A 16,471-nucleotide genomic window follows, 5' to 3' on the forward strand; every position below is an offset into this window, starting at 1 on the left:
TTATCAAAACAAACTCAACTGAATCCCGTCATTCGGTTTCGGAGGTTTCGCATTACCAAAAACAGTTTTTCCACCAAATCGCCAAGAGTTTTGCCGTTCCTCTTCTATCACTTTTTCAAGACTAAAATCCGGCGTAAAATTCTCTTCGGTTCTCACAGCAATCTCGTGTAGTTTTTTAATCGCCTGATTCTTATCCGTGTTTCCCAACTTAGCTTTCTCTATGCCGGTTCTTAGGATAGAAATCGTTTCATCATAAGTTTTGGTAGGAACAGGGAACGGATGACCGTCTTTTCCGCCGTGCGCAAAAGAAAAACGCGCAGGGTCTGTAAATCTGGAAGGCACCCCGTGAATCACTTCACTCACCAAAGCCAGAGACTGCATCGTTCGCGGACCAACACCTTTCAGCATCAGCAAATCTTCAAAATTCTCAGGTTCATTTTCTCTCGCCAGCCAAAGAATATTCCCAAGCTTTTTCATATCCACATCGCTCGCCAAAACCTCGTGATGAGCCGGCAAAATCAAACGCTGGAAATCCTGCATCCATTTCTCGGAATCGGTTTTGGTTATGTCAACGATGCCGTTTCTGTTTTGTTCTGCTTCGGAAGATGTGAGGTTGAGAATATTGCCACGATTAACGCCGGAGATTCCCGTGTGAGGTTCATTGACAAAAGAAGTTACATTTTCCGACAGCCAATGATAACGTCTCGCCGTTCCGTCAGAATCATGCATCCCTTGCTGGACAACCGCCCAATTCCCTTGGTCAGACAAAATAAAATTATGCAGATAAAGTTGGTAACCATCCTGGATAGCCGTGTTGTCAACCTTCGCAGACAACTTACTGCAACGCACTAGTTCATCACCATTCAATCCGGTTGAATCTGCGATTTTCAAAAGTTCATTTGGTGCATCTTTGGAGAATTTTCCTTTTCCGCCGGCAATGTAAATTCCGAGAGATTTTGAATTCGGATTAATGGCTCGTTTCAAAGCACCCATCACAGAAGTCGTGATGCCTGAAGAATGCCAGTCCATTCCCATCACTGCTCCAAAACTCTGGAACCAGAACGGGTCGGCCAATCGTCGTAGGACTTCATCTTTGCCATAATCTGCAAGAATGACTTCCACAATCGCCAGCCCAAGTTTCGACATACGTTCATACAGCCAGGGCGGAACCTGACCGTAATGAAGTGGCAAATCTGCAGTTCCGGAACGTTTCATTTTCTATTTTTGAATGATAAATTTAAGCAAAAAAAAAATCTTATTCCTCAAGCCGAAGCCAAGAAATAAGATGATTTTAAGCAAAAATTATTTATAATCAATCCTCTTTTAGAGAGAAGAAGTATTCTTTTAATTTACCAAGATTAGCTTTGTCGTTACCGATAAAAATTTCGTTATCAGTCAAGAAGACTGGGCGTTTCAGGAACGTATAATGGTCAAGGAGTAATTCTTTGTAATCCTTTTCCTGCAAAGCTTTTGGGTCAATTTCCTGCAATTTTATCTGAGTAGATTTCTTATTGAAAAGTGCTTCATAAGAACCAGAAATTTTGTACATATCCTCAACTTCTTCCTCAGTGATCGGGTTGGTTTTTATTTCACGCAGTTCCCAATTTCTTGTATCATATTGTCCTAATATTTTTCTACAAGTATCGCAAGTTTTAAGATAAAATACTTTTTTCATTTCGCAAAAGTACGTTTTATCTTCCACATCCCGGCTATATCACGGACTTATCTTATATTACGCCCAAAGCGAGGTGTCATCTGCTGTGCTTTATAGACACTGAACTTTAATTGAGGTTCGAGCCTGTCGAAGTAGCAGATTTAGTGTATAAATAGGATTTGTCTTCCAATCAAAATTTCCATTCCCATCAAAAACCTTACATTTGACATAAATTTTCAGAAAAATGGACAACCAGCCAATCACTTTCCAGTTTATTTCCGAACCTACAGATGTCAACTTTGGAGGCAATGTTCATGGGGGAAGCGTGATGAAGTGGATAGACCAGGTTGGTTATGCGTGTGCCAGCAATTGGTCATCCAGTTACTGTGTGACGGTTTACGTTGGCGGAATCCGTTTTTATCAGCCGATCAAAATTGGAGAAATTGTCAAGTTAGAATCCCGCGTGATTTACACTGGAAGTACGAGTATGCATATCGCCATAGACGTCTATTCCCGAAATATCAAAGAAAAAATCTTCGAAAAGAAAACGCATTGTATTATCGTTTTTGTTGCAGTAGATGAAAACGGAAAATCGGTCCAGGTTCCAAAATGGATTCCAACATCAGAACAGGAAATCCAAATGCAGGAATACGCCATAAAACTAATGAACCTCCGTCGGGACATAGAAGACGAGATGAAACCATTTCTATAAAACGAGATTTGTTATTTGACAATTGATTATTTGAAGAATCTCAATTCATAATCGTTATAAATTGAATACAATTTAACAAGCTGATTTATTATATCCGGTCAACAATACATAATTTTGCCTTGGATTTATAAATTTATTAAATTGAATAAAAAAATTATCAGTTTATTAGCCTTATCATTATTGGTTAATATCAATGCGCAGGTTTTCAATGCTGGTTTCGAGAACAACAACGGAACACCTTTATCACAATTCAAAACGATCAATGCAGATGGATTAACAGTTCCGGAATGGGGACAGGTCCAGGATTTTAATGAGAAAGCGTGGATTCAGTTCTATGATGGTTATGACAACAAAATTGCTTTCAGTACGTCTTATTACGACCCAGAAGGCCAGGCCAACGATTGGTTGATCACACCGGCAATCACCATTCCAAATACAGGAACACCAACACTTTACTGGAAAGGAAAATCCTATGATTTTGAATACACAGATTCTTATGCCGTCAAAATTTCGGAAACGAATGACGATATGGCATCGTTTACAACCCTGACTCAGATAGACAATGAGCAGCCTTTTGATTATGCCAGCCATACATTGGACCTTTCAAATTATAAAGGAAAAACAGTTTATTTGGCTTTCGTTAATAATACCAACAGCGGAACTTATCTGGCTTTGGATGATCTGTATATCAGCCAGTCTCCAGACTGTATGATGCCTTCATTAGACGGATTTTCGGTTTCGGATCTTAAACCAAATTCAGTAACGGTCAATTGGTCTGCAACCAGCGGAATTAATAGCTATGATACGGGATTGACGACTTTTGACACTACTGTTTCTTCCAAGGGAACAACATCATCTACAAGCAAAAACTTTGACAACCTCCAGGCTGGAAAAAGATATCAGTTCTTCCTGAAAAATGCAGGTTGTGGTTCCGGCTGGGCTGGTCCGAAATCAGTTTGGACGCCAACAGAACTTCCCTATTCCTACGATTTCGAAAAAACAGTTGAGAACTATGGCGAATATGACTCGGATGGCTGGGCTTCTACAACTTGGTTGATGGGAGAAAATGAAGCTGTTGCTCAAAATGGAAGTGGTTATGCTTATAATAATACAAGTACTTCTGCTGCTGGGAAAAATGACTGGATTTTTTCTTATCCGATCTATCTGAAAAACGGTGAAACGGTTACAGCAAAATATTATACATCAATAGGAAACGAATCTGCTGAACCTGCTACTTTGAAGGTTGCTATAGCAAGTGCCCCAGACAAAAATAATATCACTGTAGATCTAAGTACACAAACTGTCTCTCAACAAACTTATACAGAACATTCCGTGAGCTATACGACGACGGCTGACGGTGTTTATTACATAGCCTTTGGAAATACAACTCCAAAAGTTACGACAACAACTGCTTTGAGATTGGATAATATCAGTTTTACAAAAAACAATTTGGCAGTAATTGATATCAATAAAACCAATATCAAGACTTATCCTAATCCAGTTATCGATTTCTTGAATATTAAAACTGATGACGTAATCAGATCTGTAGAAATCTACGCTCTTGATGGTAAATTAATTAAAAAAATTGAAGGAAATAACAACAAGATCGACTTCAGAAATTATCAAAAAGGTACTTACTTGGTGAAAATTGAGACCAACGAATCAGTTACAAGTCAGAAGGTTATAAAATAATTTACAAATAGTTAGGTTACAATTTATAGATTTTCGAAAAAAAATTGTTGCAGAATTAAAAATCATTTCTAAATTTGTCCCAATGAAACTTATGAACAACAATAACTGGTGGTGGCTTTCAAACTCTTTGTCGGGTCTGGAAGGATTATCGGTGTTCTAAAATTCTGAACTAACTATAACTCAATCATAATAAGACTTCGACATTTTTTGTTGAGGTCTTTTTTATTTTAGGGCTTCGACAAGCCTTAATAAAAATGAAAATTATTTAAAATGAACTTAAAAAACATAATCAATATAAAAACCTCTGTTAAATCCCGTTTAGCAGACCTTTACACGCCAATTGGAATCTATCTTCGCCTTCGCGACCAATTTCGTGATACGATTCTTCTGGAAAGCGCAGGAAATCAGAATTCTGAAAATTCGTTTTCGTTTATTTGTGTCAATGCGATCGCAGGAATAGAAATCCGAGATTATCAAGAAGCTGAACTTAAATTTCCTCTTGAAAATCCACAGAAAATCAATCTTGAAAATGAGAAATTGTCTGATTTGATGCAGAAATTTTCTAACTGTTTCCAATGCGAAAAACCAAACCACGAGATTGGAAAGCAAGCACAGGGATTTTTCGGATATACAAGTTATGATGCGATTCCGTTTTTTGAGAATATCAAATTCAAGGAACAATCGGAGGAAAATAAAATTCCGTTGATGCGTTATCGTCTTTATCAATATGTGATTGCAATCAATCATCACAACGACGAAATGTTCCTGATTGAAAATAAAATCAATGGATTGAAATCAGAACTTTCAACATTGGAAAACATCATTAATCAAAAAAACGCACCGGTCTTCCCTTTCGAATCTCTTGGCGAGGAAACATCCAATTTAACTGATGAAGAATATTTGGAATCGGTAGAATTTGCGAAGAAACATTGTTTCCGCGGCGATGTTTTCCAGTTGGTTTTGAGCAGAAGATTTGAACAGAAATTCCAGGGTGACGAGTTCAATGTTTATCGTGCTTTGCGAAATATCAACCCTTCTCCTTACCTGTTCTTTTTCGATTACGGCGATTACAAATTAATAGGTTCCAGTCCGGAAAGCCAATTGATAATCAAAAATGGAAAAGCGATTATTCATCCCATTGCAGGTACTTTCAAAAGAACTGGAAACATCGAAAAAGATTTGGAATCAGCAGAAGAACTCAAAAAAGACCCGAAAGAAAATGCGGAACATACGATGTTGGTAGATTTGGCAAGAAATGATTTAAGCATTCACGGGAAAAACACAACAGTTTCAAAACTGAAAGAAATCCACTTTTTCTCTCACGTCATTCATATGGTTTCCGAAGTTGTAACCGATGTTAAAGAAGACCAGAATCCGTACGAAATGATTGCAACTACTTTCCCACAAGGAACTTTGAGCGGTGCTCCAAAATACCGTGCAATGCAATTAATTGATGAGCACGAGAAAACGTCCAGAAGCTATTATGCAGGTTGTATCGGTTTTGTAGGTTTTGACGGAAGTTGTAATCAGGCGATTATGATTCGAACTTTTTTAAGTAAAAATAATACTTTATTCTACCAAGCCGGAGCCGGAATTGTTGCAAAATCTATTGCAGAAAACGAACTTCAGGAAGTTAATAACAAATTAGGCGCTCTGAAAAAAGCTATACTAAAAGCAAACAATATTTAAAAAATGAAAGACAAAACACAATATTTTATTATTCCCGGATTGGGAAATTCTGGTCCCAAACATTGGCAAAGTTATTTCGAAACATTCGGTGAAAATTTTCACCGAATAAATCAAAAGGAATGGGATGCACCAGATTGTACAGATTGGATTGACAATATAGAAGAAACAATTTCAAGATTTAAAACTTCAAATGTGGTTTTAATAGGTCATAGCTTAGGTTGTGCGACAATTGTAAAATGGTTTGAAAAATACAAAAAACAAATTAAAGGAGCTCTCCTGGTTGCTCCAAGTGATATAGAATCGCCTATTTATACTTTTCCAGCAACAGGTTTCTCTCCTATTCCTTTAGAAAAATTACCTTTTACATCCATAGTTGTTACTAGTTCTGATGATGTTTGGGTAAGTTTGAAAAAAGCACAGTTTTTTGCACAAAGATGGGGAAGCGAATTAATAAACATTGGAAATGCTGGGCATATCAATGCTAATTCTGGGTTTGGAGAATGGAAAGAGGGTTTAGAAATGTTAAAAAAATTTGAAAAATGAAAATATTAGTCTTCGATAATTATGACAGTTTCACGTACAATCTTGTTCAAATTATTGAGCAGATTGTCGGCGAAAAAGTAGATGTTTACAGAAACGACCAGATTCCTTTGGAAAATATCGAAAAATATGACAAAATCATTCTTTCCCCAGGTCCCGGAATTCCCGAGGAAGCCGGAATTTTATTGGATGTGATCAAAAAATATGCGCCTACAAAATCAATTTTCGGAGTTTGTCTGGGACAGCAAGCTATTGCGGAGGCTTTTGGCGGAAGTCTGATTAATCTTTCCGAGATCTATCACGGCGTTGCGACTGAAGCCACACAAACCAATGAGCATAAAATTTTTAATAATTTACCCAAAACCTTGGAAGTTGGAAGATATCATAGTTGGGCTGTAAATCCTGTTGATTTCCCTGCGGAATTGGAAATCACAAGCGTTGATAAAAGTGGAATGATTATGAGTTTGAAACATAAGACTTATGATGTTCACGCCGTTCAATATCATCCGGAAAGTATCTTGACGCCTGATGGAAAACAGATTTTAGATAACTTTTTAAATGGTTGACAGTTGCTCGTTGTCTGTTGATAGAAAAAAACCGACAACTAACAACCATCAACTAACAACTATATTATGAAACAAATCCTACAATATCTTTTCAATCATCAGACTTTGACGAAAGCCGAAGCTAAGGCGATTCTGATTGAAATTTCACAAAATAAATTCAACGAAAGCGAGGTCATTTCTTTCATTACGGTTTTCCTAATGAGAACAATTACTTTGGAAGAACTCGAAGGTTTCCGCGAAGCGTTACTTCAGTTGGCAAAACCTGTCGATCTGGGAACAAAAGATCTGGTTGATATCGTTGGAACTGGCGGAGACGGAAAAAATACATTCAACATTTCGACTTTGGCAAGTTTCATCGTTGCCGGAACCGGACAGAAAGTTGCGAAACAAGGTAATTACGGTGCATCTTCTATTTCTGGTTCATCCAATGTTCTGGAAGAATTGGGATACCAATTCAAAGATAATTCCGAAGATTTGAAAGCCGATCTGGAAAAAGGAAACATCTGTTTTTTGCACGCTCCGTTATTCCACCCCGCTTTGAAGTCAGTTGCGCCACTTAGGAAACAGCTTGGTCTGAAAACTTTTTTCAATCTGCTTGGGCCTTTAGTTAATCCTGCACGTCCGGATTTCACAATGATTGGTGTTGCGAATTTGGAAATTGCAAGAGTCTATCAATATCTTTTGCAGAAGCAAAAAAGCGAGTTTATGATTGTTCACGCTTTGGACGGTTATGATGAAATTTCCTTAACCGGTGATACTAAAATCTTCAGCAAATCAGGTGAAAAAATATATTCCGCAGAAGATTTGAAATTCAAAAATGTTTCTCCAGAAAGTATTTTCGGTGGAGAAACCAAAGAAGATGCTGCAAAATTATTCATCAAGATTTTAGAAGGTAATGGAACTGAAGAACAAAATTCAGTCGTTCTGGCAAATGCTTCAATTGCTTTAGAAAACACAGGAAAATATGGGAATTATGAGGATTGCTTGGCTTTGGCAAAAGAAAGTTTAAAAAGTGGAAAAGCGTCGAATTGTTTAAACTCTTTGGTTAAAAATTAATAGTTACAAAATGATGGATATAATAACAGAGCTAAAAAAAAGTGAAAAATTCACAGAAGGAAAAAATACTTCTGTGAAATATTGCCAGTGTGAAAAATGCTTAATTTCAAGATATAGGCATACCCACGAGCCTAATTTATCCGACCCCAATCATTCATATTGGCAATATTTGAAATTTTGTATCGAACAAGCTGATACCAATGGAATTTGGTTAGAATTTGGAGTTGGTTCTGGCAAATCCATTTCCTTTATAGCAAAACAAAATGAAAAAGCTAAAATATATGGATTTGATAGTTTTTTTGGACTCCCTGAAGATTGGATATTTAGTAATAATAAAGTTTACAAAAAAGATTCTTATTCCAGAAATGGACTAGCGCCGAATATAAATCAAGAAAATATTGAATTAATTATTGGATTATTTAATGAGACATTACCTGAGTTTTGTAGTAAAAATAAGAATAGGGCTTCTTTAATACATATTGATTGCGACTTATACAGCTCTACTAAAGACGTATTGGATATTCTATATAGTCATTCAATGATTAAATCCGGAACAATAATTTTGTTTGACGAATTTTACAATTACCAAAATTATGAAAACTATGAGTATAAAGCATTTACTGAATTCATTAAAGAAACTAGAATAAATTATGAGTGGATTGCTCACACTGAAAGTTTTGTTGATTGGAATGGAAATCAAGCTGCCTTAAGAGTATTGTAGAAACTAATTACTAAATAGAATGAATATCTTAGATAAAATCATAGAAAGAAAAAAACAGGAAGTTGCAGAAGCAAAATCCAAAATTTCTGTTGAACAACTAAAAGATTCGGCGTTTTTTGGCAGGCCAACTTTTTCGTTAAAAGAAACGATCAAGACAAAATCCGGAATTATCTCCGAATTCAAAAGACAATCGCCAAGCAAAGGTATTATCAATGACAAAGTTTCACCTTTGGAAGTTGCTTCACAATATGAAAATTTCGGAGCAAGTGCGGTTTCTATTTTGACGGACAAAGATTTTTTTGGAGGAAGTTTTGACGATATTTTGAGTGTCAGAAATCACGTTAATATTCCTATTCTGAGGAAAGATTTTATGATTGATGAATACCAGTTTTATGAAGCAAAATCAATCGGAGCAGACGTCATTTTGTTGATTGCTGCTTGCCTTTCTCCAAATCAGGTTTTGGAATTTACAGAATTGGCGCATTCTCTCGATCTCGAAGTTTTATTGGAAATCCATTCTGAAGAAGAATTAAAACAGATCAACAAAAATGTTGATTTTGTAGGAATCAACAACAGAAATTTAAAAGATTTTAAAGTTGATTTGCAGCATTCCGTAGATTTGAAAAACCAGCTTCCAAAAGATATTTTCTCTGTTGCAGAAAGCGGAATCTATAACGAAGAAGATTTTAATTTTTTAAGAGAAAAAGGATTTGATGGATTTTTAATGGGTGAATATTTTATGAAAAATGAAAATCCGGGAAATAAATTCGCAACTTTTGTAAAAAGTATAATGTAAAATGTACAAAGTAATGAGTACAACTAACCGACAACCAACAACCAAAAACTATCAACTAAAAGTCTGCGGATTAACAAAACTAAATCAAATTAAAGAATTGGTTGATTTGAAAATTGATTTTCTAGGATTTATCTTTTATGACAAATCTCCAAGATATGTTTTGAATCATTTGAGTTTAAAACAAATTGCGGAAATTCCACATTTCAAAAAAGTGGGTGTTTTTGTAAACGAGAGTATCAAAGGAATTGCTAAAATAGTTTCAGAAGCTCATCTTGATATAATTCAATTACATGGTAATGAAGATGAAAAATATATAAAGCTATTAAGGCAAATGATAGGTGAAAGTATTAAAATCATCAAAGTCATTAGAATAGGAAATCAAACTATAGAAGAGTTACAAAAAACCATCAACCAACAACCAACAACTATCAATTATCTCCTATTTGACACCGATTCCCAAGCTTTCGGCGGAACAGGAAAAACCTTTGACTGGAACATTTTAAATGACATCAAGATTCCAATTCCTTATTTTTTAAGCGGGGGGATTTCATTGGAAAACAGCCATCAACTGTCAACCATCAGCCATCAACCTTTTGCGCTCGACATCAACTCAAAATTTGAGATCGAACCTGGAAATAAAGATTTAGAAAAAGTAAAAAAATTTATAAAAAAAATAGAAAGTTCCGAAGGAATGACTTAACAAAGAATAGGATATAATCCTATTAAAATAAAAACACAAATAAAATGCCTCAGTCTTTAGTAAAAAATTATGTACATATTATTTTTAGCACTAAACATAGAAATGATTTTATAGACGAAAAAATTGAATCCGAATTGTTTTCATACATAGCAAAGATTTGCAAAGATTTTGAAAGTACTGCATTGCAAATAGGAGGAACTGATAATCACATTCATATCCTTTGTCTCCTATCCCGGAAAATTGCCTTAATGAAATTGGTTCAGGAAGTAAAAGCACATTCTTCGAAATGGATAAAAACAAAAGGCAAAAAATATGAAGACTTTTTCTGGCAAGATGGTTATGGAGCATTTTCAGTAAGTCCTAATAACATTTCTTTTGTGAAAAAGTATATTAAAAATCAAAGAGAACATCACAAGGAATTTGACTTTAAAACAGAAATCATTAATTATTACAAAAAATACAATATGGAATACAATGAGAAATACCTTTGGGATTGAAAAGTCCCAAAGGGACGATTTAACAAAGGATAAGATACAATCCTATCAAAAAAAGTAATTAATAAAGGATAAAATGCAATCTCCTATCAAAATAAAATTTGATATTTTGTATTTGAATATTCCATATCGTATATTATATATGATATGTTTAATAGGACTAGCGTCCTACCCTTTATTAAATCGCCACTTTGTGGCTCATCAGAACAATAAAAAATTAAAATAAATGAACTTTCAAAACCCAGATAAAAATGGTTACTACGGCGATTTCGGAGGTGCTTTCATTCCCGAAATGCTTTATCCGAACGTTGTCGAATTACAGGAAAAATATATCCAAATCATTGAGTCCGAAGAATTTCAAACAGAATTTCAGGATTTGTTGAAGAACTATGTCGGGCGTGCTACTCCACTCTATTTCGCAAAAAACCTGAGCGAAAAATATCAGACTCAAATCTATCTAAAAAGAGAAGATTTGAATCACACTGGAGCTCACAAAATCAACAATGCTTTAGGACAAGCTTTATTAGCCAAAAAACTAGGAAAACGCAGAATCATTGCAGAAACCGGAGCCGGACAACACGGCGTTGCAACGGCAACAGCTTGTGCATTATTAGGTTTAGAATGCATTGTTTATATGGGCGAGATCGATATCCAAAGACAAGCGCCGAACGTTGCCCGAATGAAAATGCTTGGTGCAACAGTAATCCCTGCAACATCCGGTTCCAAAACCCTGAAGGATGCTGTGAATGAAGCTTTGCGAGACTGGATCAACAATCCTTCAACAACACATTACATTATCGGAAGTGTGGTTGGGCCGCATCCTTTTCCTGATTTGGTAGCAAGATTTCAAAGTATTATCTCGAAAGAAATCAAAGAGCAATTGAACGAAAAAATCGGTAGAGAAAATCCGGATTATGTCATTGCCTGTGTTGGCGGCGGAAGCAATGCAGCCGGAACTTTTTATCATTTTGTAAATGAGGAAAGTGTAAAAATCATTGCAGCGGAAGCAGGAGGCTTTGGTATCAATTCCGGTAAATCTGCAGCGACTACTTTTCTTGGAACTTTAGGAATTCTGCACGGAAGTCAAAGTTTGGTAATGCAGACTGAAGACGGACAAGTTATTGAGCCGCATTCTATTTCTGCAGGTTTGGATTATCCGGGAATCGGCCCTATGCACGCTAATCTTTTCAGGCAAAAACGAGCAGAATTTTTCAGTGTCAATGATGATGAAGCTTTGAAATCAGCTTTTGAAATGACAAAAATAGAAGGCATTATTCCGGCTTTGGAAAGTGCACACGCTTTGGCGGTTTTGGACAAGAAGAAATTTGAAAAAAATGATATTGTTGTGATTTGTCTTAGCGGCCGTGGCGACAAGGATATGGAAACGTATTTGAAGAATTTATAGAATATTTTATTATGATTAATAGAAATGATTTTCGTTTAAATGAATTGAATGAGCTTATTTATTCAATGGTCTTAATTAAAAGTGCAGACAAACAATCATTCAATAATCTAACTGAAAAAATATTAAAGCACTTAGAAAAAGGAACTGACGAAAATATACTGAAAAGAGTCATTGAATCTGAACTTTGTACAACTTATGGATATTTTCATATGAATTTGATTCTGAGCAAATTTCAAAGGATATTTTTAAATGGTGGGAAAATTCTAATTATTAAAAATTTGTAATAATAAATTTAAAAACAAAATGAAAAAACTAAACATATATTTCACAGCCGGAATTCCGAAATTGGAAGACACCGGAAAAATTGCAAAGCTGATTCAGGAATCTGGAGCGGATATGATGGAAATAGGGATTCCTTATTCCGACCCGGTTGCGGATGGACCAGTGATTCAGGATGCACATTCTCTGGCTTTGAAAAACGGAATGTCTATCAAAAAGTTATTCGAGCAATTGGCTGAAATCAAAGACTCTGTTACGATCCCGAAGATATTGATGGGTTATCTGAATCCGGTTCTTCAGTTCGGATTCGAGAACTTTTGTCAGAAATGTGCTGAAGTCGGTGTTGCCGGATTGATTATTCCGGATTTGCCACCCATTGAATTTGAAAATAAATATGGTGAAATTCTTAAAAAACACAATCTGAATTTCACTTTTCTAGTAACGCCGGAAACTTCGGAAGAACGCATCAAATATCTGGATTCTTTGAGTTCAGGGTTTTTATACGCCGTGAGTTCCTCTTCCACAACCGGAAACGACAATGCTCTTCTGAAGAATGAAAATTATCTGGACAGATTAGCTTCTTTAGATTTGAAAAATCCAGTTTTCATAGGATTCGGAATCAAAAATCAATCTGATTTTGAAAACGTAACCGAAAAAGCCCAAGGTGGAATTATCGGAACTGCATTTGTGAAAATTCTGCTGGAAAACCAAGATTGGCAATCAAAAGCAGAAAGCTTTATCAAAAGTGTTATAAATTAATAAAAAACAGTCTTACTTTCTCAAATAAGACTGTTTTTATTTTTAGAAAAAATATTGATTCAGTTCTTCAACAAAACTTTTCTCAGAAGGATTCCAACCTAATTTTTCCTGAGTCTTCAAACTTGTTGCGGGACAATCTGCTCCAACAAAAAACGTCATCCAGGTAAAATATTCCGGAGCTTCTTCTATAGACAAAGATTTTACAGGAATATTCAGTTTTTCACCTATCAGTTCTGCAAATTCTTTCATTGACAACTGTTTATCATTATTTACAGCATTGTATCTCGCTCCTTTCTCACCTTTTTCAAGAGCTAAACGAAACAACTTCGCCGCATCCAAACGATGAACCGCTGGCCAGACATTATTGCCCTTACCAATATAAGCCGCTGATCCTTTAGCCTTTGCTAGTTCAGCAAGCATTACTCCAAAACCTCCCTTGAAACCTAATTCAGAATTTCCATAAACACTTGGTGAAAGACGAACGATTGATGCGTTAACACCTGATTCTGATAAGTCAAGAAAAGCTTTTTCAGAAAACCTGATGGATTCTGCTGGTGCTTTGCTTTCTTCCGTTATTTTTCCTTCAATCAATGGTAATCCTAATGTTCCGCCTGTTACTACAATGGGCTTATCAGTTCCTTTCAAAACTTCGCCCATGGCTTCGATTGCTTTCTGGTCTTTGATTGCATTGCTTTGATAATCCGAAAAATCGTGGATAAAGGCTGTATGAATAACGCCATCCGCCTCCCTTGCTCCTTTTTGCAAAATATCAAGACTGTCCAGATCGCCCATCAAAACTTCTGCTCCAGATTCTTTGATGGATTGTGCAGATTCTTCCGAACGTGCCAATCCAACGACTTGATGTCCGTTTGCTAATAATTCTTTTACAACTGCTGAGCCTACAAATCCTGAAGCTCCTGTTACAAATACTTTCATATTCTTAAATTTTGTTCTTATTAAAATTACTGATACAAATTTAGTAGTGACCGAATCTCAAAACCGAGGTCATTTGACACAATTTTTAAATTAATCCAATAAAAAGAATTAATTTTAAATATAATTTCAGTTTTGAAAATGTCAGAGATTCTTAAAAATTATTTTCAGAAAGTGCTTCCCGATTTCACGGATGAAAAGTTCAATTTCATTTTATATAAAAGTAAATTGATAAAACTTCAACGAAAAGAGACCATATGTAAACAAGGGGATATTTGCAATTTGAAAATCTTTGTGGCTAAAGGGCTTTTGCGAAATTATTCAATCTCCGAAGACGGAAACGAACATATTCTCCAGTTCGTAAATGAAATGTCCTGGACAACCGACCCCGAAAGTTTTTACAACAATGCGCCTTCAAAACTCAATATCGAAGCGATGGAAGCCTCAGAGATCTTTGCTTTTAATCTTGAGGATTTTGCCGAACTGAGAGAACAAATCCCTGAACTCAATATTTTTGTAGAAAATATCCTGACAAGAAAATCAATGGAAATCCACAGACGCCTCTTGATGAATATCAGCAGCAGCCCGGAAGAGAAATATCTGGATTTTATCAATACTTATCCTGACATCTTCAATAGAGTTCCTTTGCATATGGTCGCTTCTTATCTGGGACTTTCCAGAGAGACCTTGTCACGTGTGCGAAGGAATATCCTGAAAACTGTCCTGTAAAAATATAACGACATACTGGAAAGCAATAGGGATAGTAGCGGTTACCCTGCAGGCCGACGACGAAGCGTAGCGGAGACGTTGGCCGAGGAGTATGAGCGGATAGCCCGACCCGAGGTTTGGACCTGGAGTTGGTAAGGGAATTGCCCAAATGAATATTATAAAAAAAGAGTTTCAATTTCTTGAAACTCTTTATGTTTTTTAATCGTTGCTCTCGAATATCGTAGAGAAAGCTGATGTTACCAGTGATAGCAAAATACTGAAGAGCAATGCCCAAAGGAAGCCATCAATCTGCATACTGTCCATAAAATAATCGGTCAGAAGAATCATCAATGCATTGATAACGAAGGAAAACAATCCTAATGTGATAATCGTAATTGGCAATGACAGGATCGAGAGAATCGGTTTTACGAATACGTTCAGGATTCCCAGAACGATAGCGAAAATAATAGTAGCACCAAAGCTTTCAAAATGTACGCCTGAAAGGATCTTGCTGAGTAAAAATGCTGAAATGGCAGTTATCAGCAAACGAATAATAAAGTTCATAGTTTTAGGGTTTTATGATTGGCTTTTCCTATTCAAAAACCAGACCTAACTGATTTTCGGCAATTGGCTTATGTCTTACTTATTTAGATTTCTGGTAAACTTTTACTTCTTTGTACTGTGATCCTTTTTCTCTTTCCAGTTTATCAGGGATCAAGATCCCCGAAAGGTGGTCTATCTCGTGCTGGAAAATCACGGCCGTGAAACCTTCCACCATCTCGTCGTGCTTTTTATTCTCGAGGTCATAATATTCCAGACGGATACTGTAACTTCTGTAGAAAACATCACGGAAATTCTCGATGGAAAGGTCGCCTTCCGGCCCTTTGTTCAGCAGTTCGGACCACCACGTAATCTTCGGATTGATAAAATATTCCACTGGTGCATCCTTCTTATCAAAACGCTGAACCAAAATTATACGTCTGTTGATACCAACCTGCGGTCCGGCAATCCCAACACCTCCGCCTGTTCCTGCCAAAGCCAGTTTCATCCTTTCAATCAAAATCGGCAAGGTTTTATCCTTTGGCGATATTTCTTCCGACTGCGCCAGCAAAACCTTGTGCTGTTCCTCGTTATCGATTTGGTAAATCGGCAAAGCAGTTTTCACATCGCCCGCCAAGATGAGGACTTTTTCTTCTTTAGAAAATTTCTGAGAAAATCCGTGGAAGCCTATAACTAGTAATAATATCAAGATAAAATTCCGCATAATTTAATTTTAAATCAAAGATAATAGTTTGGGTACCTAATCCGCCTTCCACTCCCAATCTTTTTTGCAGAAAGTTTTCACATCAATAGAATGTAGTACAAGCAAAAAAGGATTTTCGCTCAAGTCGGGGTGCGCTTTGCCAAATAGAAATTGAAAAATTCCAACCAATATTTCAATAAAATCGAAGCTGTTTCAAAGCTAAAAAATGACCTTTGCAAAGTACTGTGAACAGAGCGTTTACACAAGGTATTAAAAACAACTTGATGTTTTCACAAAAAGGTCAAGTTGTTTTAATGAAAAGGTCTTGATGTTTTTAATAAAAAATACGGACGTTTTTTGAATTTCTCAAAGACAAACAAAACGTTCCTCTGGAAAAATCCTGGAGGAACGCAAATAATAGAGAGAAAAATGTAACAACATACATCGGGTTTCACCCGACGCTACTAAACTTAAGCCACTTCGTGGCTATCCATAAATATTATTTCTATCCTGTAAGAGCTTTG

The 16,471-nt window shown here is 36.1% G+C and carries 18 protein-coding genes; 13 read left to right on the plus strand and 5 right to left on the minus strand.

Annotated features, from left to right (window positions below):
• Positions 1–3 precede the first annotated feature (3 nt).
• Both K319_RS0102800 and K319_RS0102805 read right to left on the minus strand, forming a co-directional pair.
• Complete coding sequence (locus tag K319_RS0102800; RefSeq protein ID WP_027382236.1) at positions 4–1,215, minus strand: DUF763 domain-containing protein; 1,212 nt, start codon at positions 1,213–1,215, stop codon at positions 4–6.
• Between the two features lie 97 nt (positions 1,216–1,312).
• Positions 1,313–1,675 carry an arsenate reductase family protein gene (locus tag K319_RS0102805; protein WP_027382237.1) on the minus strand — a complete coding sequence of 121 codons (363 nt, stop codon included), beginning with the start codon at positions 1,673–1,675 and terminating at the stop codon, positions 1,313–1,315.
• A gap of 223 nt (positions 1,676–1,898) precedes the next feature.
• Here K319_RS0102805 and K319_RS0102810 point away from each other — a divergent pair, with 223 nt between their 5' ends.
• The 12 genes from K319_RS0102810 to trpA all read left to right on the plus strand — a co-directional run bounded on the left by K319_RS0102810 (position 1,899) and on the right by trpA (position 13,063).
• On the plus strand, positions 1,899–2,366 hold the full coding sequence (locus tag K319_RS0102810; RefSeq protein WP_027382238.1) for an acyl-CoA thioesterase: 468 nt from the start codon (positions 1,899–1,901) through the stop codon (positions 2,364–2,366).
• A 141-nt stretch (positions 2,367–2,507) separates the two neighbouring features.
• The gene (locus K319_RS0102815; RefSeq protein ID WP_027382239.1) at positions 2,508–4,058 is read left to right on the plus strand and encodes a T9SS-dependent choice-of-anchor J family protein; all 1,551 of its coding nucleotides are present in this window, start codon (positions 2,508–2,510) and stop codon (positions 4,056–4,058) included.
• A 270-nt stretch (positions 4,059–4,328) separates the two neighbouring features.
• Positions 4,329–5,747: an anthranilate synthase component I family protein gene (locus tag K319_RS0102820; protein WP_084403391.1), complete on the plus strand. Its 1,419-nt coding sequence runs from the start codon at positions 4,329–4,331 to the stop codon at positions 5,745–5,747.
• Between the two features lie 3 nt (positions 5,748–5,750).
• Positions 5,751–6,290, plus strand: coding sequence for an RBBP9/YdeN family alpha/beta hydrolase (locus K319_RS0102825; RefSeq protein ID WP_027382241.1), 540 nt, complete (start codon positions 5,751–5,753; stop codon positions 6,288–6,290).
• Positions 6,287–6,853, plus strand: coding sequence for an anthranilate synthase component II (locus K319_RS0102830; protein ID WP_027382242.1), 567 nt, complete (start codon positions 6,287–6,289; stop codon positions 6,851–6,853). Before K319_RS0102825 ends, K319_RS0102830 begins: the two co-directional genes overlap by 4 nt.
• Positions 6,854–6,919: 66 nt before the next feature.
• The gene (gene trpD, locus K319_RS0102835; protein ID WP_027382243.1) at positions 6,920–7,909 is read left to right on the plus strand and encodes an anthranilate phosphoribosyltransferase; all 990 of its coding nucleotides are present in this window, start codon (positions 6,920–6,922) and stop codon (positions 7,907–7,909) included.
• A gap of 10 nt (positions 7,910–7,919) precedes the next feature.
• Entirely contained in the window at positions 7,920–8,630 is a 711-nt protein-coding gene (locus K319_RS19720; protein ID WP_051230383.1) for a class I SAM-dependent methyltransferase, read from the plus strand.
• Positions 8,631–8,649: 19 nt separating this feature from the next.
• Positions 8,650–9,426, plus strand: coding sequence for an indole-3-glycerol phosphate synthase TrpC (gene trpC / locus K319_RS0102845; protein ID WP_027382244.1), 777 nt, complete (start codon positions 8,650–8,652; stop codon positions 9,424–9,426).
• 13 nt (positions 9,427–9,439) lie between these two features.
• Entirely contained in the window at positions 9,440–10,126 is a 687-nt protein-coding gene (locus K319_RS0102850; RefSeq protein WP_027382245.1) for a phosphoribosylanthranilate isomerase, read from the plus strand.
• A 44-nt stretch (positions 10,127–10,170) separates the two neighbouring features.
• Positions 10,171–10,623: an IS200/IS605 family transposase gene (gene tnpA / locus K319_RS0102855; RefSeq protein ID WP_027382246.1), complete on the plus strand. Its 453-nt coding sequence runs from the start codon at positions 10,171–10,173 to the stop codon at positions 10,621–10,623.
• Between the two features lie 223 nt (positions 10,624–10,846).
• Entirely contained in the window at positions 10,847–12,025 is a 1,179-nt protein-coding gene (trpB, locus tag K319_RS0102860; protein ID WP_027382247.1) for a tryptophan synthase subunit beta, read from the plus strand.
• 303 nt (positions 12,026–12,328) lie between these two features.
• The gene (gene trpA / locus K319_RS0102870) at positions 12,329–13,063 is read left to right on the plus strand and encodes a tryptophan synthase subunit alpha (protein WP_027382249.1); all 735 of its coding nucleotides are present in this window, start codon (positions 12,329–12,331) and stop codon (positions 13,061–13,063) included.
• Between the two features lie 42 nt (positions 13,064–13,105).
• Here the strand turns inward: trpA and K319_RS0102875 are convergent, their stop codons facing one another.
• Positions 13,106–13,999, minus strand: a complete 894-nt coding sequence (locus tag K319_RS0102875; protein WP_027382250.1) for an SDR family oxidoreductase — start codon at positions 13,997–13,999, stop codon at positions 13,106–13,108.
• Positions 14,000–14,137: 138 nt separating this feature from the next.
• Here K319_RS0102875 and K319_RS0102880 point away from each other — a divergent pair, with 138 nt between their 5' ends.
• Positions 14,138–14,725, plus strand: coding sequence for a Crp/Fnr family transcriptional regulator (locus K319_RS0102880; RefSeq protein ID WP_027382251.1), 588 nt, complete (start codon positions 14,138–14,140; stop codon positions 14,723–14,725).
• Positions 14,726–14,923: 198 nt separating this feature from the next.
• Here the strand turns inward: K319_RS0102880 and K319_RS0102885 are convergent, their stop codons facing one another.
• Together K319_RS0102885 and K319_RS0102890 are read right to left on the minus strand one after the other, a co-directional pair.
• Positions 14,924–15,268: a phage holin family protein gene (locus K319_RS0102885; protein ID WP_027382252.1), complete on the minus strand. Its 345-nt coding sequence runs from the start codon at positions 15,266–15,268 to the stop codon at positions 14,924–14,926.
• 79 nt (positions 15,269–15,347) lie between these two features.
• On the minus strand, positions 15,348–15,968 hold the full coding sequence (locus K319_RS0102890; RefSeq protein ID WP_051230385.1) for a peptide deformylase: 621 nt from the start codon (positions 15,966–15,968) through the stop codon (positions 15,348–15,350).
• Positions 15,969–16,471 lie beyond the last annotated feature (503 nt).

It is taken from the genome of Epilithonimonas caeni DSM 17710 (assembly GCF_000426465.1).
Taxonomy (GTDB): Bacteria; Bacteroidota; Bacteroidia; order Flavobacteriales; family Weeksellaceae; genus Epilithonimonas; species Epilithonimonas caeni.

Coding starts and splice junctions, on each gene's coding strand:
- K319_RS0102800 (WP_027382236.1), bottom strand. CDS start 1,215: ATGAAACGTTCCGGAACTGCAGATTTGCCACTTCATTACGGTCAGGTT.
- K319_RS0102805 (WP_027382237.1), bottom strand. CDS start 1,675: ATGAAAAAAGTATTTTATCTTAAAACTTGCGATACTTGTAGAAAAATA.
- K319_RS0102810 (WP_027382238.1), top strand. CDS start 1,899: ATGGACAACCAGCCAATCACTTTCCAGTTTATTTCCGAACCTACAGAT.
- K319_RS0102820 (WP_084403391.1), top strand. CDS start 4,329: ATGAACTTAAAAAACATAATCAATATAAAAACCTCTGTTAAATCCCGT.
- K319_RS0102825 (WP_027382241.1), top strand. CDS start 5,751: ATGAAAGACAAAACACAATATTTTATTATTCCCGGATTGGGAAATTCT.
- K319_RS0102830 (WP_027382242.1), top strand. CDS start 6,287: ATGAAAATATTAGTCTTCGATAATTATGACAGTTTCACGTACAATCTT.
- trpD (WP_027382243.1), top strand. CDS start 6,920: ATGAAACAAATCCTACAATATCTTTTCAATCATCAGACTTTGACGAAA.
- K319_RS19720 (WP_051230383.1), top strand. CDS start 7,920: ATGATGGATATAATAACAGAGCTAAAAAAAAGTGAAAAATTCACAGAA.
- trpC (WP_027382244.1), top strand. CDS start 8,650: ATGAATATCTTAGATAAAATCATAGAAAGAAAAAAACAGGAAGTTGCA.
- K319_RS0102850 (WP_027382245.1), top strand. CDS start 9,440: ATGAGTACAACTAACCGACAACCAACAACCAAAAACTATCAACTAAAA.
- tnpA (WP_027382246.1), top strand. CDS start 10,171: ATGCCTCAGTCTTTAGTAAAAAATTATGTACATATTATTTTTAGCACT.
- trpB (WP_027382247.1), top strand. CDS start 10,847: ATGAACTTTCAAAACCCAGATAAAAATGGTTACTACGGCGATTTCGGA.
- trpA (WP_027382249.1), top strand. CDS start 12,329: ATGAAAAAACTAAACATATATTTCACAGCCGGAATTCCGAAATTGGAA.
- K319_RS0102875 (WP_027382250.1), bottom strand. CDS start 13,999: ATGAAAGTATTTGTAACAGGAGCTTCAGGATTTGTAGGCTCAGCAGTT.
- K319_RS0102880 (WP_027382251.1), top strand. CDS start 14,138: ATGTCAGAGATTCTTAAAAATTATTTTCAGAAAGTGCTTCCCGATTTC.
- K319_RS0102885 (WP_027382252.1), bottom strand. CDS start 15,268: ATGAACTTTATTATTCGTTTGCTGATAACTGCCATTTCAGCATTTTTA.
- K319_RS0102890 (WP_051230385.1), bottom strand. CDS start 15,968: ATGCGGAATTTTATCTTGATATTATTACTAGTTATAGGCTTCCACGGA.